This is a genomic window from Yersinia enterocolitica subsp. enterocolitica (genome assembly GCF_901472495.1).
Lineage (GTDB): Bacteria > Pseudomonadota > Gammaproteobacteria > Enterobacterales > Enterobacteriaceae > Yersinia > Yersinia enterocolitica.
On record NZ_LR590469.1, the window covers coordinates 3041991 to 3062013 of the forward strand.

Sequence of the window (20023 nt, forward strand, 5' to 3'; positions counted from 1 at the left end):
GTATCACGGGTGAATACAGCTAATGTGATGTGGAGTCGCGATGCCCCCTGAATTGAATTGGCAAGAAATTGATACCGTGCTGTTGGATATGGATGGCACTCTGCTCGATTTAGAGTTCGACAGCCATTTCTGGCTCAAGCAGGTACCGGAAACACTCAGCCAACGCCGGGGGATATCTCTGGAGCAGGCGCATAAAATTATCCATGATGAATATCTGGCAGTGCAGCATACTCTAAATTGGTATTGCTTCGATTATTGGAGCGAGCGGCTAGATTTGGATATCTACGCGATGACCACGCAAGCGGGCACTCGTGTGCGGTTGCGCCAGGATACCCAACCATTTTTAGCCAGTTTACGTGAGCGCGGCTTACAAACCATTTTACTCACCAATGCCCATCCGCACAGCCTGGCGGTAAAAATTGAGCACACTGCTCTCGACCAGCACCTTGATTTATTACTTTCTACCCATACATTTGGTTATCCAAAGGAAGATCAACGACTGTGGCAAGCTGTCACGCGGCATACCGGGCTGAATCCTGCCAGAACCTTATTTGTCGATGACAGTGAGAAGATTCTGGATGCTGCGCGCACCTTTGGTATCCGCTACTGTCTGGGAATAGAAAACCCTGATTCCAGCTGTGCTGATAAAGCATTTCACAGCCACCCTGCAATCAATGACTACCGTAAGCTATTGCCTGCATTAGAGTTACGCAAGTAATGTCGGAATAAATGAGCATGACGGCTGGGAGTATTCATGAAAGAGAAAGCAGTCTCGGACGAATCGGTTCGGCTAGATAAATGGCTTTGGGCCGCCCGGTTTTACAAAACCAGAGCAATAGCGCGGGAAATGGTGGATGGCGGCAAAGTCCATTACAACGGGCAGCGTGGTAAACCGAGTAAGCTGGTTGAAATCAATGCTGAAATTCGTTTGCGCCAAGGTAACGATGAGCGCACGGTACGGGTCTTGGCGCTACACCACCAGCGCAGAGGCGCAAGTGAAGCGCAGGCATTGTATGAAGAAACTGAGGCCAGCATTGCTAACCGCGAGAAAGTGGCACAAGCACGTAAGCTCAATGCTCTGACCATGCCACATCCGGATCGGCGACCGGATAAAAAAGAGCGTCGCAATCTAATCAAATTTAAACAAGGCGAGCCTGAGTAAACTGCTTGCAGCCAGAAAGAGAGAAACCTATGTCTAATCACGATCAAGCTAATCACGATCAATCTAATCATGATCAACTGCAGCGCTACCTGTTCGCTAACCATGCTGTGCGCGGTGAACTGGTTTCAGTCAATGAAACCTACCAACAGGTGCTCGCTAATCATGACTACCCTCCAGCGGTACAAAAACTGTTGGGTGAAATGTTGGTCGCGACCAGTCTGCTGACCGCGACCCTCAAATTTGACGGTGATATCACGGTACAGTTACAAGGTGGGGAAGGCCCACTCTCACTGGCAGTGATTAACGGCAATAACCAGCAAGAAATGCGCGGTGTCGCCCGCTTTAAAGGTGAAATCAGTGATGAAAGTACGCTGAAAGAGATGATGGGCAACAGTGGCTATCTGGTCATAACCATCACGCCTGCACAGGGTGAGCGCTATCAAGGCGTAGTGGCATTGGAAGGTGAGACTATCGCCGCCTGCCTGGAAAATTACTTTATGCAGTCAGAACAGCTACCTACCCGCCTGTTTATCCGCACCGGTGATGTGGAAGGTAAACCTGCCGCAGGCGGTATGCTGTTGCAAGTTCTACCCGCACAGGAGCGTAATGAAGATGAATTTGATCATCTCGCACAGCTCACTACCACCATCAAAGCCGAGGAGCTATTCACCCTGCCGGCCAATGAGGTGCTGTATCGTTTATATCATCAGGAAGAAGTGACACTTTACGAACCACAAAATGTCAGTTTCCGCTGTACCTGTTCTCGCGAACGTTGCGCCGATGCATTAGTGACGCTATCCGAAGATGATGTCAAAGAGATGCTGGAACAAGATGGCAATATTGATATGAATTGCGAGTATTGCGGTACTCACTACCTGTTTGATGCGGTCGACATTGCCACATTAAAAAGCGGTAACAGCCCTTCATCAGAACAAATTCATTAATTCTCGTAATACTTGGTTGGGTGCTGACTCGTGCCCAGCCATTTCTTCTGCCGTTTCATACTTGCGACAATCCGTGTCCTATCTCTCATAACCTAGCGAAAAGTAGGTCATATATTGAAATATTTGAACGCTATCGCTGTTAATCGGGGATGAGTAATTACAATCGCTGGTAGAAAATTGACGATCCAGGAGTTATGACATGAGTGTTAAAGGAATTACCCCGCAGGAGCTCGCCGCCTATGGCATCCATAACGTCAGCGAGATTGTTTACAACCCAAGCTATGATTTACTGTTCCAGGAAGAGACTAAACCCACACTCGAAGGATACGAGCGCGGAACCCTCACCAACACAGGAGCAATTGCGGTAGATACCGGTATCTTTACCGGCCGCTCGCCAAAAGATAAATATATTGTCCGCGATGCTATCACTCAAGATACCGTGTGGTGGGCCGATCAGGGCAAAGGTAAGAATGATAATAAACCGCTAAGCCAAGAGACCTGGACTCACCTGAAAGGGTTGGTCACTAATCAACTGTCTGGTAAGCGCCTGTTTGTTGTTGACACATTCTGCGGTGCTAATGCCGATACCCGTCTGCAAGTTCGCTTTGTTACTGAAGTGGCCTGGCAAGCACATTTCGTTAAAAACATGTTTATCCGCCCAACTGATGAAGAATTGGCCCATTTCGAGCCTGATTTTATCGTCATGAATGGCGCTAAATGCACTAACCCAAACTGGAAAGAGCAAGGCCTGAATTCAGAGAACTTTGTCGCCTTTAACCTGACAGAACGTATGCAGCTGATTGGCGGCACATGGTATGGCGGTGAAATGAAGAAAGGTATGTTCTCAATGATGAACTACCTGTTGCCACTGAAAGGCATTGCTTCCATGCACTGCTCGGCTAATGTCGGTGAAAAAGGCGATGTGGCTATCTTCTTCGGCTTGTCCGGTACCGGTAAAACCACTCTGTCCACTGATCCGAAACGCAAGTTGATCGGCGATGATGAACATGGTTGGGATGATGACGGCGTATTTAACTTTGAAGGGGGCTGCTACGCCAAAACCATCAAGTTATCCGAAGAAGCAGAACCCGATATTTATCATGCGATTAAGCGTGATGCATTGCTGGAGAATGTGGTGGTGCTACCAGATGGTACTGTTGATTTCAATGACGGTTCCAAAACTGAAAACACCCGTGTTTCTTACCCTATCTACCACATTGAAAATATTGTTAAGCCAGTCTCTAAAGCAGGTCATGCCACCAAGGTTATTTTCCTGACTGCCGATGCCTTTGGCGTATTACCGCCGGTATCTCGCCTGACGGCAAATCAAACCCAGTATCACTTCCTATCTGGCTTTACAGCCAAGCTGGCGGGTACTGAGCGCGGTGTCACTGAGCCAACACCAACCTTCTCTGCTTGTTTTGGTGCGGCATTCTTGTCACTGCATCCAACACAATATGCAGAAGTATTGGTTAAACGTATGCAAGCGGTGGGCGCTCAAGCTTATCTGGTCAACACCGGCTGGAATGGCACCGGCAAACGTATTTCCATCAAAGATACCCGAGCCATCATTGACGCCATTCTGAATGGTGAAATTGATAAAGCTGAAACCTTTACCCTGCCAATCTTCGATCTGGCCGTGCCGATGGCATTACCAGGCGTAGACCCCGCAATCCTCGACCCGCGCGATACTTACGCGGATGTCGCGCAGTGGCAGGAGAAAGCCGAAGATTTGGCGAAGCGTTTTACCACTAACTTCGATAAATATACCGATACCCCAGCAGGGGCTGCGTTGGTTAGCGCAGGGCCAAAGATCTGATTTAGATTTAGTTTTGTAAGATGACAAAAGGGGCACATTGGTGTCCCTTTTTGTTTTTCACAAAGCAAGAATAGATAAGATCTGGTGTGGTGGATGAGTGTTCAGGTTTAGTGGTTAACTGTTCAGTGATCTGGTTCGGTTGTCATAAGTTCAGTGATTCACTTATCTCCGTAGCCTCAACCGCCAAAGGATGTGGCCGCGCGCCCTTTGGCGGTTGGTTCATCGGTGGCTAAATGAGCTGTGAAGTTCTGACAACCGAACTGAATCACCAAAACAAACGGCTAACACAACTCCAGTTGAACTTCATGCTGTTCAATAATCTTCATCACACTGGCTGGGGGCATCTGATCGGTAAACAAATAATCGATCAGATTCATATTCCCCAGATTCACCATCGCATTACGGCCAAACTTGGAATGGTCGGTTACCAACATCACACAACGGGAGTTTTCAATAATCGCCCGCTTGGTGCGCACTTCATGGTAATCAAACTCCAACAGGGAACCGTCCATATCAATGCCGCTAATACCGAGGATGCCGTAATCAAGGCGGAACTGAGAAATGAAGTCCAATGTGGCTTCACCAATAATTCCACCATCACGGGTACGCACTTCGCCGCCCGCCAGAATCAGACGGAAATCTTCTTTAGCGGTCAGTAAGGTGGCTACGTTGAGATTGTTGGTGACCACGCGCAGACCTTTATGATTCATCAAAGCGTGGGCTACCGCCTCCGGTGTGGTGCCGATATCAATAAACAGGGTCGCGCCATCGGGGATCTGGCTGGCAACTCGCTGGGCAATACGCGCCTTTTCTTCCGACCACATCACTTTACGGTCGTTATAAGCCGCATTGACTGAGCTGGAGGGTAACGCCGCACCGCCATGATGACGATGAATCTTGTTTTGGTCCGCCAAATCATTCAAATCGCGTCGGATGGTTTGCGGACTCACGGCAAAATGTTCCACTAGCTCTTCAGTACTGACGTAGCCCTGTTGGCGAACCAATTCAATAATCGCATCATGCCGCTGCGTTTGCTTCACGATAATCCCCTAATGTGCCTGGCTATTCCAGACAGTTATTGTGTGGTTTTTGCGCTGTTGCGCGTATCCCAAAATGCCATCAGTAACCCAATAATCAAGCCTGAAACATGCGCTGCATTGGCAATCGACAACCCTAAAATATCGAAATATCCAGCAACCAGCCAGAGAACCGAGAAAGCCATCAAACCACGTGGCAGCGAGATACCCCGCTCGGGTGCGCGTTCACCAGTCAGCCAGACATAGCCCATCAGGGCATAAACTACACCAGAAAGGCCGCCAAAATTCACACCGCTAAACAGCGATTGCCCCCAGCCACTGAATAAGGCTGAAACAATAGTTAATACCAGCAATTTGCCGGTGCCAAGCCGTTTTTCCATCTGCCCGGCCAGATACCACCACCACATGAGGTTAAACAGGATATGCAGCAGCGAAAAATGTAAAAAAGCATGGCTGACCCAACGCCAGATTTGCAGATACTGGCTGTTATCGCGCGGCCATGCCAGCCAGGACATCACTGCACCATCACCGACGATTTGCATCAGAATATAGATGGCGATACACAGCACCATGACACTCAGTGTCAGTGGCCCAGCCTGACTGCGCAGAGTTTGGAGATAAGAAAAACGCTGATAAGGCAAATTAGAATGCAGATTGCCTGATTGCCAACTGGCAGCTTGATAGCGTGGATTGAGAGGGTCGAGTAAAAACTGCTCCAGCTCATGCTGTACCTGGGGTAATTGCTCATCATCGGTAAGCCAAATCTCCGCACCGTGAGAATCTGGCTTCACTTCCAGTGCCACATGGCGAGTGGCCATATAATCAACGAAAGCCTGCGCCAGACGTAGATTAGAAATTGCTATTACACGAACCATTTTGTCTATCACCGTCTAACGAGATTTTAATTAAAGTGCTTAAAAATATCACAATCGGGTGAGTATTAGCTAACTGGCCTGTACCACGTCTTGCGGATAGCTTCTTGCCCAGGCTTCAAAACCACCATCAATACTGTAAACCGCTTCAAAGCCTTGTTGGAGCAGATACTGTGCTGCACCTTTACTGCTATTGCCGTGATAGCACATCACCATCACCGGTTGTTCAAAATCAGTCTGTTGCATAAAAGTATGCAAGCTGCTGTTGGTCAGATGAAACGCCTCAGGTGCATGGCCCGCTTCAAAACTTTGCGGATCGCGGATATCAACTAAAACTGCTTGGTGTTCTTTTAGGCGGTTATAGGCCTGCTCAATACTGATTGTTTCAAACTGTTCCATATTGCTAATGACCTTTATCGCGATTGACAATTTAAGTGCAAGATTGTAATCAATTTTTCATCAATAAAGACCAGTCAAATAGAATGGTTATTTACTGCATTCCCCCGCCAGAGAGATAAATATTAATTTAACCAACTGATATTTAAATTAAATAACACAATTTTATTAAACATACCCCATCATCTGTAATAAACGTTGCGCTTGCTGCACCGCATCTTGCCGATGAGCAACCCCCAATTTTTGATACAAATTACGAATGTGGGTCTTAATGGTGGTGGCAGCCACTTCCAGCTCGCCAGCGATTTGGTCATTACTGTAGCCGGAATAAATTAGCCCCAAGACCTGCCATTCGCGTTGTGTTAGCGGGCTGGTGCGAATCAGTTCTGGCACTTGTGGGTGAGTTAGCAGCTTATCGACGAAGATCTCATCGAAATGAGCAAATTTATGCCGATGATGCTGATTAATATCTTTCAGAATGCGCTGGGCGCGATGCTGTTCTAATTCTGGCAGAGCATTGAGTTGAATTAGCTGGCGCAGCTGCTGCGCCATCACCTCACCCTCAATCACGAAATGACTGATAAAGCCGGTGCGATTAGCCAATGAGAGGGATTCAATCAGCGCTTTTTGTGCTTCACTTTTCCGTTCAGTTTGCCAATAAAGAATGTTACTTAACAATAGATTACGGTTAAGATCACTGGTGAGACGCAAGCGACGGGCATTCTCATTGAGTTCGTCCAGCACCACTTCCGCTTCATTAAAACGGCCCAACATAATCTGTATCCGCGCAATGTTGCGCCACTGGCCCTGCAAAAAGTGATTATCGGCCATACCCGGTTTTTCGGCCTGACGCAGCCAATTTGCCGCTGCGGCTTTGTCGCCAGTCATTTGCCAGTGAATAACCCGTGGCTTATCAGCATTGGTAATCCAATCAAGATGATATTGGCTGCCGTGTTGCAGCGCCTCGCAGCGCTGAATGTACATATTGGCATTATCCAGATCACCGCGCGCCAATGAGCATTTGGCCAGCATCGCCAGACACTGTAATTGCTGCTGTGGCTGGTAATTCACCAGAATTTCAATCCCTTTACGCGCAGCTTCTTCGGCTTCATCCAGCCGTGACCACGACCACAATACCTGAGAGCGAATGCGCAACAGGAATTCATGCATCGGCAGTTGTTCAAGATGCTGTTCATGAATTAAATCAAAGGCTTTATCTTGTGTTTCATAAGCTGCTTGCAGGAAGCCTTGTGCGATCAGAATTTCACTTTGCTGCAATAATGCCCATAAAGCATAGTGATAGGCTTCGTGGCGGCGTGCCATTTGCTCTGTTTGCTGCATCATCGGCAGCGCGCGGCTCAACTCGCCTTTGCAATGATGAACTTCACCGGTGACTGAAGTGGCGACAATACGGCTGTAAAAGTTCGCCATTGGCAGATATTTCAGTGCATCTGTTGCCAGCTTTTCAGCTTCTTCCGGTTTACCGGCATTGATGGCCACCTGAGCACGCAAAGCATCGAATTCTGCCCGCAAAATCTCATCAATAGGAATTTTACGTTCCTGCATTGCCGATTCGGCGCGCTCAAGCAAGGTGTTAACTTCACCGTAGCGATGCTGGCTTTGCGCCAGCCAGGCCTGTAGCAGCGCCAGTTCAGGATTTTGTACCAATAAAGAATAGGGCAGCGCGACCAGGCATTGTTCCAACAAGGCTAACTCACTGTGGTTAAACAGCGTCCAGGCGTGTTGCAACAAGATATCGCGCAACATGCCGACATCACCCGCCGCTAATGCATGGTGAATGGCTTCCGCCGGATAGCCCAGCGCCAGCCAACCTTCAGCCGCAGCATGGTGCAACTCTGGTAACTCTAATGCCATTTCCCATTGACAACGCTGGCGCAGGAAGGTGGCGAACAACGGATGGAAACAGAACCATTCGCCGCTATCATCCATGCGATGAATAAATAAGCCCTGGCGCTCCAACTCTTCCAGCCGTTGCTGGCCGTTATCTTCACCGGTCAGGCGCACAATCAGCGCATCATTCATCGAGCGCAAAACCGAACAACGCAGCAGGAAGGCGCGTGCATCGCTATCGACCTGATCCAGCACTTCATCGACCAAATAGTCTGACAAATGGCTGGCATTTAGACCTGCCAGTCGTTTTGCTGATTTTTGTGCCGAGGAGTTAGGCTGGCGAGATGATAGCGCGATCAATTGCAGCGCCGTCGCCCAGCCTTCAACTTCATCACACAGGCGGCTGCTATCACCTTGTTCCAGCGGCACTGAGAGGCGGCAATCGAAGAATTGCTGCGCCTCCTGATGGTTAAATGCCAACTGCTGCATACCTAATTCCAACAACTGGTCGCGAACTCGCAAGTTGGCAATCCCCAGTGGCGGCAAGGTACGCGAGAGCATAATCAATGTCAGATTTTCTGGCTGATGACGCAGGAAAAAGCGCATAGCTTCATGAATGGCATCATTGGTAATCAGATGATAATCATCAATAACCAGATACAGCGGGCCATCCCACTCGGACAGCTCGATAAATAATTGTGCGAACAGCGCAGAGAGGCTGGCATATTGATGCTTTTGGCTTATGGCCTCACTTTTGCTGCAATGGCCTCCGGTCGCCAATTGGATCGCTGCCACCAAATAGGTCGCAAAACGTTCAGGCTGATTGTCACTTTCATCGAGAGAATACCACCCGAGATCGGACTGATCGGCTGCCCACTGAGCGATCAACGTCGTTTTACCATACCCCGCCGGGCAATTTATTAAGGTCAGACGGTAATTGGCGACACCTGATAACTTCACTAACAAGCGATCACGTATCACGGTATTTTGCAGCCGTACCGGGCGGCTCAGTTTTGATGGGATCAGCATGCTATGTCCGGTTTTAAAGAGATCCGGTGAGAAGACGTCCTGGCGATTGATATGTCCATTTGTAGGAAGTTGTTACAGGCATTCATAAGAGTAATTATTTTTAGCCTCGTAATTAATCAGCACTGCTAAGGTCTGATAATGGGCATCTTATTGCAATAGAGTTAATGTTTCCTATGGCTGTAAGTTGCACCGGATCACAATTTTAGCTACGCCCTGCGACTCATCCCCAGCTAATCGTCCGGCAGGATGATGCTCTTGTCAGTTCTCATTGGCAGGATAAGGGTAAAATTACCCCACTCACAGGATAGAGACCTCCCTATGTCACAGCCTATGCTTAAAAAGGACGATTTTCTGGCCGCACTTGCCCGCCAGTGGCAGCGCTTTGGCTTAACCTCCGCTCAGCAAATGACCCAGCACCAATGGTGGGAAGCGGTCAGTGCAGCATTAGCCGAACAGTTGTCTGCTCAGCCCGCCCCCGGTAAAGCCAAAAAAGTACAGCGCCATGTTAACTACATTTCAATGGAGTTTTTAATTGGCCGTTTAACCGCTAATAACCTGATTAACCTGGGGTGGTATGACCAGGTAGAGGCGCTGTTAGCTGAGCAACAGGTTAATCTAAGTGACCTGTTAGAGCAGGAAACCGACCCAGCATTGGGCAATGGTGGCTTGGGGCGTCTGGCAGCTTGTTTCCTTGATTCGATGGCGACAGTTGAGCAACCCGCCACCGGTTATGGTCTGAATTATCAATACGGTTTGTTCCGCCAATCTTTCAGTGAATGTAAGCAGCAGGAAGCTCCGGATAATTGGCTGCGCGAGAGCTACCCGTGGTTCCGCCACAATGCCGCGCTGGCGGTGGATGTCGGTTTTGGTGGCAAGCTGGAGAAACAAGCGGATGGCCGTCAGTTATGGTGTCCGGCCTTTACCTTACGTGGCGAAGCTTGGGATTTACCGGTGCTGGGCTTTCGTAATGGCGTCACTCAGCCATTGCGCTTATGGCAGGCAACTCACCAGCATCCATTTGATTTAACAAACTTTAATGATGGTAAATTCCTGCTGGCTGAAAAAAACGGTGTTGAAGCAGAAAAGCTGACTAAAGTGCTATATCCGAATGATAACCATCTGGCCGGTAAACGCCTGCGGCTGATGCAACAATATTTCCAGTGCGCTTGTTCGGTGGCGGATATCTTACGTAAGCACCATTTGGCAGGCCGCAAGCTGGCTGAACTGCCGGATTATGAAGTTATTCAGTTGAATGATACTCACCCGACTATCGCCATTCCTGAAATGCTGCGCGTATTGTTGGATGAACATCAGCTGAGCTGGGATGCGGCTTGGGCTATCACCAGTAAAACCTTCGCCTATACCAACCACACCTTGATGCCAGAAGCCCTTGAGTGCTGGGATGAAAAACTGGTGCGCAGCTTGCTGCCGCGTCATTTTGTCATCATCAAGCAGATCAATGCGCAATTTAAGAAGTTGGTCGATAAGCAATGGCCGGGCGATGAAGAGGTTTGGGCCAAGCTGGCAGTCCACCATAATAAGCAGGTGCGGATGGCAAATCTGTGCGTGGTCAGCGGCTTTGCGGTCAATGGCGTCGCGCAGTTGCACTCAGATTTGGTTATCAAAGATTTATTCCCTGAATACTATCAGTTGTGGCCAAATAAATTCCACAACGTTACCAATGGCATTACGCCCCGCCGCTGGTTGAAGCAATGTAACCCAGCACTGTCTGGTTTGATTGATGACACATTAAAAGTGGAATGGGCGAATGATCTGGATGCATTAGCCGGGCTTGAGCCTTATGCCGAAGATAACGCTTTCCGCAATCGCTATCAGCAGATCAAATACGACAATAAAGTTAAGTTAGCTGAATATGTTAAGCGCGTAATGGGGATAACCATTAACCCGGATGCCATCTTTGATGTGCAGATTAAGCGCTTGCATGAATATAAACGTCAGCATTTGAATCTGCTGCATATTCTGTCGCTGTATCGTCAGATCCGCGATAACCCAAATCTGGATATTGTCCCGCGTGTGTTCCTGTTTGGCGCTAAAGCAGCGCCGGGCTATTATTTAGCCAAGAATATTATTTATGCAATTAATCAGGCTGCTGAGAAGATCAATAACGATCCGATTGTTAAAGATCGCCTGAAAGTGGTCTTTATCCCGGATTACAAAGTTTCGGTTGCTGAGTTGATGATCCCCGCAGCGGATGTCTCCGAGCAGATTTCAACTGCGGGCAAAGAAGCTTCCGGCACTGGCAATATGAAACTGGCACTGAATGGTGCGTTGACGGTGGGTACGCTGGATGGCGCTAACGTCGAAATTGCTGAGCAAGTGGGTGATGAGAATATCTTTATATTCGGCAACACTGTTGAACAGGTAAAAGCCATTCTGGCGCAAGGTTATAAGCCACAGACTTATTTGAAAGCTGACGCGCATCTGAAAAGCATTCTGGATGAGCTGGCCAGCGGCGCATTTAGCCAAGGTGATAAACACGCATTTGACATGATGTTGCATAGCTTGTTGGAAGGGGGCGACCCTTATCTGGTACTGGCTGATTTTGCTTCATATTGTCAGGCACAGCAGCAAATTGATGCCCTGTACCGCGATAAGGATGAATGGACCCGCCGTACCATTCTTAACACTGCCCGGGTAGGGATGTTCAGTTCTGACCGTTCAATTCGCGATTATCAAACGCGAATCTGGCAAGCCAAACGTTAAGGAGAAGACTGCATGGATCGTAAATCGCTCGATCAAGCAGCGACACTGGCAGGGATTGCCGCCAATTATATTAATGCGCATGGTAAGTCGCAGGCTATTTCAGCACAAACCAAGCAGCAGTTGTTGGCGGCCATGGGACGCACCAGTGTGCCCCCTGATTCTCAGACAGAAAAAGCACCATTACCACCGGTAAAAATATTTACTTTTGGCAGCGCAATGCAACTGCCAATGGCGGGATCAGGCGATTATCACTGGCAGTTACAGACCGAAAAAGGTGATTTGCATCAAGGGCGTATCAGCGCCAAAAAAAACGCTGACATTGCCGGCCTCACTGCCGCAAGGCTATCACCGCTTGGTATTGGAACAAGGCTTACAGCAGTGGCAGTGCTCGGTTATCGTTGCTCCGAAACGTTGCTATGAGCCAGATGCCCTGCTGGCAGGGAAAAAACTCTGGGGAGCCTGTGTTCAGTTGTATACCCTGCGCTCCGATCATAACTGGGGTATCGGTGATTTTGGCGACCTCAATCAGATGTTGGAGCAGGTCGCTGAGCGCGGTGGGGCCTTTATTGGTCTTAACCCGATTCATGCACTGTATCCGGCCAACCCACATAGTGCCAGCCCTTACAGCCCTTCTTCCCGGCGCTGGCTGAATGTGATTTATATTGATGTCAATCGCGTGGATGAATTCCAGCATAGCGAGGCGGCGCAGACCTGGTGGCATCAGCCCGAGATACAAGGCGCGCTGGCGAAAGCGCGTGCCAGTGAATGGGTTGATTATCCGCAGGTCATGCAGCTCAAGTTGACCGCTTTGCGTTTGGCTTTCCCACTTTTTACGGCGCGCAAAACCAAAGATGCTCGGGTACAGGCATTCCACCGTTTTGTTGAACAGGGTGGAAGTAGCCTGCATCAACAGGCCGCTTTTGATGCTTTGCATGCTCATTTGAGTAAAAACGACCCCATGATGTGGGGCTGGCCAGTATGGCCGGAAAAATATCGCGATGGGCACAGCAGTGCTGTGGCTGATTTCAGTCGTGAGCATGCTGATGAAGTGAACTTCTACCTGTGGCTACAGTGGTTGGCGGCCAGCCAGTTTGAGGACTGTTTCCGTGCCAGTCAAACACGGAAAATGCCGTTGGGGTTGTATCGCGATTTGGCGGTAGGTGTGGCAGAAGGCGGCGCTGAAACTTGGTGCGATCGTGAGTTATATTGCCTTAAAGCTTCAGTGGGAGCGCCGCCCGATATTTTAGGGCCGCTGGGCCAGAACTGGGGGTTGCCACCAATGGATCCGCACGTCATGGCTGCTCGCGCTTATCAGCCTTTTATTGATTTGTTGCGGGCTAATATGACCAGTTGTGGCGCGCTGCGTATTGATCACGTGATGGCGTTATTGCGTCTGTGGTGGATTCCTTACGGCCAAACGGCGGATCAAGGGGCTTATGTCAAATACCCGGTTGATGATCTGCTGGCGATATTAGCGTTAGAAAGTCAGCGCCATCGCTGCATGGTGATTGGTGAAGATTTAGGTACGGTGCCGGTTGAGATTGTCGGTAAGCTGCGCGACAGCGGAGTGTATTCCTATAAAGTGCTCTATTTTGAGCATGACAGCGAAAACACTTTCCGTGCGCCACAGTCTTATCCGGTACAAGCGATGGCAACCATCACCACTCATGATCTGCCGACGCTGCGCGGTTATTGGCAAAGTGATGATTTGACGTTGGGGAATAAGCTGGGGCTATATCCGGACCAACAGATATTGAAACAGCTTTATCTTGATAGAGAACGTGCGAAACAAGGCTTGCTAGAAGGGTTGCATCATTATGATTGCGTGCCAAAGAAAGTGGGTCATAAAGCGTCGTTGTTGTCGATGAGCCCGGTTCTTAATCGTGGATTGCAGCGCTATGTTGCCGACAGTGCCAGTGCATTATTGGGTTTGCAGCCGGAAGATTGGCTGGATATGGCCACTCCAGTAAATATTCCAGGCACCAGTGATGAATATCCAAACTGGCGGCGAAAGTTGACGGCAACATTGGAAGAGATGTTTGCCGATGAGCAAATTAATCGTTTATTGAAAGATTTGGATAAGCGCCGTAAGAATGTTTCAGCGGGGTGATTCCTGGGTGATTCAGGAAAAGTATAAGAAGTAAAAGGGGGAGAAATCCCCCTGAATATGATGACAAAATCAACAATAAAGCCGGTGAGCCAAGGGTTTACCGTACCCAGGGGCACTCCGGCGGCCTAAGCCGCTACGACCCCAACGGCACGTTTCCCCTTAGTTTGGCATCTGACTTTGTCAGCATTGATAAATATATTAGCCAAAGTCATTGGTGTTACAGCAAGGCAGCAAACGAGCAAGTCCCGATGAGCTGACTTATATCTTAAGGTCAAGACCAGCCAGTGATTCGGGTGCGCGAGCGCAGCTAACGCAGCTGTAGCGCCAAGGACGTAGGCTAATTAGTAATAAGAGTGCTCGCCGCGCTGATGCTCGGTCAAATCTCTCACACCTTTCAATTCTGGGAATTTCTGTAACAGCTCTTTCTCGATGCCTTCTTTCAAGGTCACATCGACCATAGAACAACCGTTACAACCGCCACCGAATTGCAGGATAGCTAACGCATCTGGCGTGATTTCCATTAAGGTGACACGACCACCGTGACCGGCCAATTGCGGATTAATCTGCGATTGCAGAACATACTCAACTCGCTCCATCAGCGGAGCGTTATCATCCACTTTGCGCATTTTGGCGTTAGGCGCTTTCAGCGTTAGCTGTGAACCTAACTGGTCAGTGACGAAATCGATTTCAGCATCTTCCAGATAAGGTTTGCTCAGCTCATCAATATAGGCTGATAACTGCTCGAATTTCAGTTCGGTATCTGTTGCTTCAACGGCATCCGGTGGGCAGTAAGACACACCGCATTCAGCGGTTGGTGTACCGGGGTTGATAACAAATACGCGGATTTGGGTGCCTTCTTCTTGATTTGCCAACAGTTTGGCAAAATGAGATTGTGCTGCGTCTGTTATTGTGATCATGGCATCTGCTCAATAGTTGACTACTCTTGTCGGTTATAATACGCCCATTGATAGGGTGACTACAAGGTTCGACAGATACACCAGACTTGCAATGAGGCGATCCCCTCAGCCCATAGTAGCTTGGCAATTTCATTCACGGTACTGCCAGTTGTTACAACATCATCTAGCAAAGCAATATGTTGGCCGCGAACTGACTCCATACAGCGAAATATTCCCTGCATATTTTTACGGCGTGCTGCGGCTTTTAATTGCTGCTGAGGGGGCGTCGCGCGAATACGCCGTAAGGTGTTATTGCTGTAGTGACAACCGATCCAGTGTGCCAATGGTCGCGCTAATAAATCTGTTTGATTATACCCACGCCGCCAACAACGCCAACGGTGTAGTGGCACACTGATAATTCTGTCTGGTTTGATGACTTTTCCGCGCCGTTTGGCATCGAGCCAGCGTAGTAATAATAATCGGGCCAGTACCGGAGCCAGTGAGGTTGTCCCGTTAAATTTGAGCTTTTTTATCAACCCATCCAGTGGCGGGGCATAATCACTGACCGCTGTCATACTCATCCAGCGCGGTGGCTGTTTCAGGCAGCGGCCACAAGGCAAAACAGTATTGCTACAAGGTAAGCCACAGTAAGGACAGCAAGGCGGTAATGGGGGGGAAGTGGCGGCGGCAGTAGCCACAAATACCGTGCTTTGGATGATATAGCGGTTGCTGGCATAGCCAACAAGGGCTGACGATTGTTAGCATAGTTATCTTCCTTAAATACCCTTCGTTCTTGCCACCGCAGGGTTTGGCTGCGCGCACTCACCCGAATCACTTACTTATGTAAGCTCATCGGGATGAGTTATCTTGCCGCCTACCTGCAACTCCAATGACTTTGGGTATATGCTCTATTTCCATTAAACAATTGAATCCGGCAAGATGCCTGACATGGCGGCTAACACGATTGCAATTTAGGATTGGTCAGGATACTAGCGTATGAAACAACTTTATTGGAACATCTGTGGTGAAGGCGATCGCTGTCTTGTGTTGCTGCACGGGTGGGGGCTGAATGCAGGGGTATGGCATTGCATAATTGATCGACTCGCGCCGCATTTTCGCCTGCACTTGGTCGACCTCCCAGGATATGGACGTAGCACTGAATTTGGCGCAATGTCACTGTCAGAAATGGCTGAAATAGTCTTACAGCAAGCGCCGCAGCAAGCAATCTGGCTTGGCTGGTCAATGGGCGGATTGGTTGCTAGCCAGATTGCCTTGAGCCACCCTGAGCGTGTTCGTGGCTTGATCACGGTTTCGTCTTCTCCTTGTTTTACGGCCCATGACGAGTGGCCAGGGATTCGCCCGGAAGTATTGGCCGGTTTCCAGCAACAACTTAGTGAGGATTTCCAGCGCACTGTGGAGCGTTTTCTGGCATTACAAACGCTGGGAACGGAAAGCGCACGCCAGGACGCCCGTTTGCTGAAAGCGGTTGTATTACAGCACCAAATGCCGGAAGTGGCGGTGTTGACCGGCGGGCTGGATATTCTGCGGACGGCAGATTTACGCGAAGAATTGGCAGACTGTTCGCTCCCATTCTTGCGTATTTATGGTTATCTGGATGGCTTGGTACCACGCAAAGTGGCTGCATTGCTAAACAGCCAGTGGCCGCATACTCAATCGGTGGTGATGCCAGGCTCTGCGCATGCTCCTTTTGTCTCTCATCCTGAGGCGTTTTCTCAACTCGTCGTGGATTTCGCCCAACAGAGCAATACATAGCTAAGTAAAATTTAATCAGTGATTTAATAGCTAAATACTAAATTTAATTAATAATTGTTACTGTCTTGGTATGACATGTGTAAGCAGTAATCCTTCATTTGCGAGGTATTTGGCATGAATTTATTGAAAAATCTGGCTGTAGCTCTGGTGGTGACTGGGGTTTCTTTTGGCGCGATGGCGGCTAAAGAAATTACCAAAGAAGAAGCGAAGAATTACGAGAAGATAGGCACAGTCACTACCTCGGGTCAGGCAACCTCACCCATGGATGTGAAGCAAGAGTTGTCAAAATTAGCAGATGAGAAAGGCGGTAAGTATTATGTGATTATTGCCGAGCGCGAGAAGAAGAAGTTTGATGCGGATGCAGAAGTCTATAAATAATATCATCAGGGATGCCCAAGTGGGCATCTCATTTAACTTAACGATGATTTTTTAACTGGTAAATCACCGTGCTACATTGATTTTTCCCCTCAGGACAACTCTTGCAACTGCCGGTTAGGCAGCCGCTATTATCTTGCTCAATGCGTTCAATCTTGCCCATCGCCGTCAACTTTTCCAGCATTGCCTCAACCAGAGGTAAAGGCATCGCCAATTGATGACTCAACTGGTTCGCATCAGCACTGCCGCTAAGGGCGATGGCATCGCGTAATTGCACCAGGCTTGCCACTTTTACCTCCTTATTAATGACAGTCATTACCAGAACTTTGGCAACAACTGGCTGGCGCACTGTTTTGTAGCCTCACCGTGACCCGGCTACGAGCACGACGTAAACCAAACAGAATCAGCGCATTAATAATAATAACTAAGGCGATAATACCGAGGCTCTGCTGTGGGTGGTCACGGAAGGTAGCGGCTTGATAGAACAAGGTTGCCAGTGAGTACGCAACATTTAGCCCCCACAGTATTGAGAAGGTCATCCAGCCCCGGCTGGTTTCCCGCGCAATGGCCCCCATCACCGAGACACAAGGCACATACAACAAGACAAAAATCAGGTAGCTGTAGGCAGAGATACTGGAGCCGAACTTACTGCTCATCATCCCCATCGAACCGGCTGCCATTTCACCATCACCTTTGCTGGCCTCAATGGGGTTAGCTAACACACTGAGGCTGAAGGTATCTTTTAATCCCTGCCAGGTGGCACCAACTGCACCGGACAATTCACTCAATAAATTAAAGTTTTCAGCATCAAAAGGCTGGTTGTTAATTTGCTCAGCGGTGTAAAGGGTATTCAGTGTCCCCACCACCACTTCTTTCGCCATCGCGCCAGTCACCAACCCAACGGTTGCCTGCCAGTTATCTTCATGGATCCCCATCGGGGCCAGTAACGGAGTCAATACTTTACTGACAGAGGCCAGTGCTGAATCATTGATGCTATCCACCGCTTGACCACTAAAAGAAAAACTATTCAGGCCACCGATAAAAATACTGGCGATAACAATCACCTTCCCGGCGCGCAGAACAAAGCCTTTTAGCCGCTGCCAGGTTTGTAATAATAGGCTTTTGAGGTGTGGCACGTGGTAAACCGGTAACTCCATCACAAAGGGTGATGCTTCACCGCGCATGATGGTGTATTTCAGTACCAATCCAGTGAGGATGGCGACGGCAATACCTAACAAATAGAGAGAAAAGACGACACTGGCTCCATCCTGGCCGAAGAATGCGGCGGCAAATACAGCAAATATAGCCAGCCGTGCGCCACAGGACATAAACGGTGCCATCATGATAGTTATCAAGCGCTCGCGTTGAGCATCCAAGGTACGTGCGCCCATAATCGACGGCACATTACAGCCGAAACCGACAATCAGTGGCACAAAAGATTTACCCGGTAACCCCAGCGCCTGCATCAACCGGTCCATAACAAAGGCGGCACGGGCCATATAACCGGAGTCTTCCAAAAAGGAGAGGAACAGGTACATCATGCCAATTTGTGGCACCAGTGGTAGCACGGTGTTGATACCGCCGCCGACACCTTGAGCCAGGAAGATAGTTAGCCACTGCGGGAAATGCAGTGTATAGCCAACCCACTGTATCCCTTGAATAAAGATGGCAGCAGAGCCGATATCAAATATCGGTTGTAACGCCCCGCCGATATTAATGGCTAAGACGAACATTAAGTACATGACAAACAAGAAGATAGGTACACCTAACCAGCGATTCAGAATCACTTTATCAAGCACTTGGGTCAGGCGATTTGGCTCAGCTTGCTGTGAGTTACCGACGATATCGCAGATACGGGCAATGCTTTGATAGCGGGCATCGGCGATCACCAGTTCCGGATCTTCGTGCTGGTTTTGCCGCAGATTTTCACGGGCCAGTTCCACGATAGAAGGGGAGATGCCAGCGCGAGCCAGGCTATAGATATCACCCTCTAATATTTGCAGTGCCAGCCAGCGACGCTGCTGCACTGGCCAGGACTCAGGCATCGCCTGCACCAACTTATCCACTTCACTAAGTAGCACCGACGGGTAGTTAACCAGCGCCTTGAAGGGAACAGGCTGAAGCTCATCAATGCTGTTTTTTAATTCATTGATACCCTGCCCCCGCGTAGAAACCAGCGGAATAACCGGGCAGCCCAACTGCTGAGAGAGTGCTTCGATATCAATATCAATGTGCTGACTTTTGGCGATATCCAGCATATTGAGGGCCACGACACAGGGGATACCTAACTCTATCAGTTGCAGTGTCAGATAGAGATTGCGCTCCAGATTGGCGGCATCAACCACGTTAATCAACAAGTCCGCTTCGCCGCTCAAGATATAGTGGCAAGCAATCTGCTCATCCAGCGAGGTTTGTTCAGAAATGGTGGTGAGTGAGTAGGTTCCCGGCAGGTCAACCAAAGTCACCTGATGCTGTGCGGTGCTGAAGTGGCCCTCTTTGCGCTCAACAGTGACCCCGGCCCAGTTACCTACCCGCTGGCGAGCCCCAGTTAACTGGTTGAAAAGGGTAGTTTTACCCGCATTGGGGTTGCCAATTAGGCCAATTGTGAGTGCTTTCATGATCCAACGTGATATCAGTAAATTAAAGTCAGCCTATGCAAGGTGGTTTTGATACATCACCTCACAGCCAGAATAAGAAGTTAATTTGAAATATTAGGGTTGCAGGTCTAGCGTCAGTAGGTCTAAATCTTTTTTACGCACCACCAGACTGACTCTGCGGGTTTCTATCTGAATGGGATCACCTAATGGCGCCAGGCGGACAACATTAAATGAAGAGCCGGGAAGCATACCCAGTGATAATAATTTTTGTCGGTAAGCCGGGCTAATTTCAGGTGAGAAACCAACAATTTTGTAGGAGCGCTGTGGGATCAGATGCATGTAAGCCTCTCGTTATAACGCATTAGCAAACCAGAGTTCAGAGAAATTCCACCACTAATAAATAATGATTAAAATAATAATAGTAAGAATCGTTTTCAT

At 48.9% G+C, this 20023-nt stretch carries 15 protein-coding genes and 2 pseudogenes; 8 read left to right on the forward strand and 9 right to left on the reverse strand.

Going from position 1 to position 20023, the window contains the following annotated elements; genetic code table 11:
* Window positions 1-40: 40 nt before the first annotated feature.
* The 4 genes from yrfG (at window position 41) to pckA (ending at window position 3925) form a co-directional block, all read left to right on the forward strand.
* The gene (gene yrfG / locus FGL26_RS14640; RefSeq protein WP_005174719.1) at window positions 41-718 is read left to right on the forward strand and encodes a GMP/IMP nucleotidase; all 678 of its coding nucleotides are present in this window, start codon (window positions 41-43) and stop codon (window positions 716-718) included.
* Window positions 719-754: 36 nt separating this feature from the next.
* A complete protein-coding gene (gene hslR / locus FGL26_RS14645; RefSeq protein WP_005159667.1) occupies window positions 755-1162 on the forward strand; it encodes a ribosome-associated heat shock protein Hsp15 in 408 nt (135 codons plus the stop codon).
* Window positions 1163-1191: 29 nt separating this feature from the next.
* A complete protein-coding gene (gene hslO, locus FGL26_RS14650; protein WP_005159662.1) occupies window positions 1192-2106 on the forward strand; it encodes an Hsp33 family molecular chaperone HslO in 915 nt (304 codons plus the stop codon).
* Between the two features lie 199 nt (window positions 2107-2305).
* The gene (gene pckA, locus FGL26_RS14655; protein WP_005159660.1) at window positions 2306-3925 is read left to right on the forward strand and encodes a phosphoenolpyruvate carboxykinase (ATP); all 1620 of its coding nucleotides are present in this window, start codon (window positions 2306-2308) and stop codon (window positions 3923-3925) included.
* Between the two features lie 281 nt (window positions 3926-4206).
* Here pckA and FGL26_RS14660 read toward each other — a convergent pair whose 3' ends face one another.
* The 4 genes from FGL26_RS14660 to malT all read right to left on the reverse strand — a co-directional run bounded on the left by FGL26_RS14660 (window position 4207) and on the right by malT (window position 9110).
* Window positions 4207-4965, reverse strand: a complete 759-nt coding sequence (locus tag FGL26_RS14660; protein ID WP_005157500.1) for a DeoR/GlpR family transcriptional regulator — start codon at window positions 4963-4965, stop codon at window positions 4207-4209.
* 35 nt (window positions 4966-5000) lie between these two features.
* Window positions 5001-5837: a rhomboid family intramembrane serine protease GlpG gene (gene glpG / locus FGL26_RS14665; protein ID WP_032912862.1), complete on the reverse strand. Its 837-nt coding sequence runs from the start codon at window positions 5835-5837 to the stop codon at window positions 5001-5003.
* Between the two features lie 69 nt (window positions 5838-5906).
* Complete coding sequence (glpE, locus tag FGL26_RS14670) at window positions 5907-6233, reverse strand: thiosulfate sulfurtransferase GlpE (protein ID WP_005174725.1); 327 nt, start codon at window positions 6231-6233, stop codon at window positions 5907-5909.
* Window positions 6234-6398: 165 nt separating this feature from the next.
* Window positions 6399-9110 carry an HTH-type transcriptional regulator MalT gene (gene malT / locus FGL26_RS14675; RefSeq protein WP_005174727.1) on the reverse strand — a complete coding sequence of 904 codons (2712 nt, stop codon included), beginning with the start codon at window positions 9108-9110 and terminating at the stop codon, window positions 6399-6401.
* Window positions 9111-9428: 318 nt separating this feature from the next.
* On the opposite strand from malT, the gene malP reads away from it, so the two are divergent.
* Together malP and malQ are read left to right on the forward strand one after the other, a co-directional pair.
* The gene (malP, locus tag FGL26_RS14680) at window positions 9429-11834 is read left to right on the forward strand and encodes a maltodextrin phosphorylase (protein WP_032912860.1); all 2406 of its coding nucleotides are present in this window, start codon (window positions 9429-9431) and stop codon (window positions 11832-11834) included.
* A 12-nt stretch (window positions 11835-11846) separates the two neighbouring features.
* Window positions 11847-13944, forward strand: a pseudogene (gene malQ, locus FGL26_RS14685) (4-alpha-glucanotransferase).
* Between the two features lie 341 nt (window positions 13945-14285).
* Here the strand turns inward: malQ and nfuA are convergent.
* Together nfuA and gntX are read right to left on the reverse strand one after the other, a co-directional pair.
* The gene (gene nfuA / locus FGL26_RS14690; RefSeq protein WP_005159611.1) at window positions 14286-14861 is read right to left on the reverse strand and encodes a Fe-S biogenesis protein NfuA; all 576 of its coding nucleotides are present in this window, start codon (window positions 14859-14861) and stop codon (window positions 14286-14288) included.
* A 59-nt stretch (window positions 14862-14920) separates the two neighbouring features.
* Window positions 14921-15605 (reverse strand): annotated as a pseudogene (gene gntX / locus FGL26_RS14695) (DNA utilization protein GntX).
* Window positions 15606-15836: 231 nt separating this feature from the next.
* Here gntX and bioH point away from each other — a divergent pair.
* Together bioH and FGL26_RS14705 are read left to right on the forward strand one after the other, a co-directional pair.
* On the forward strand, window positions 15837-16613 hold the full coding sequence (bioH, locus tag FGL26_RS14700; protein ID WP_005174743.1) for a pimeloyl-ACP methyl ester esterase BioH: 777 nt from the start codon (window positions 15837-15839) through the stop codon (window positions 16611-16613).
* 114 nt (window positions 16614-16727) lie between these two features.
* Window positions 16728-16991 (forward strand): YdgH/BhsA/McbA-like domain containing protein, encoded by a 264-nt coding sequence (locus FGL26_RS14705; protein WP_005174745.1) that lies wholly within the window; start codon window positions 16728-16730, stop codon window positions 16989-16991.
* Between the two features lie 37 nt (window positions 16992-17028).
* On the opposite strand, the gene FGL26_RS14710 is transcribed toward FGL26_RS14705, so the two are convergent.
* The 3 genes from FGL26_RS14710 to feoA all read right to left on the reverse strand — a co-directional run bounded on the left by FGL26_RS14710 (window position 17029) and on the right by feoA (window position 19924).
* The gene (locus tag FGL26_RS14710) at window positions 17029-17277 is read right to left on the reverse strand and encodes a FeoC-like transcriptional regulator (RefSeq protein WP_005174747.1); all 249 of its coding nucleotides are present in this window, start codon (window positions 17275-17277) and stop codon (window positions 17029-17031) included.
* A 13-nt stretch (window positions 17278-17290) separates the two neighbouring features.
* Complete coding sequence (feoB, locus tag FGL26_RS14715; RefSeq protein ID WP_005174749.1) at window positions 17291-19606, reverse strand: Fe(2+) transporter permease subunit FeoB; 2316 nt, start codon at window positions 19604-19606, stop codon at window positions 17291-17293.
* 93 nt (window positions 19607-19699) lie between these two features.
* Entirely contained in the window at window positions 19700-19924 is a 225-nt protein-coding gene (gene feoA / locus FGL26_RS14720) for a ferrous iron transporter A (RefSeq protein ID WP_004702177.1), read from the reverse strand.
* Window positions 19925-20023: the final 99 nt, after the last annotated feature.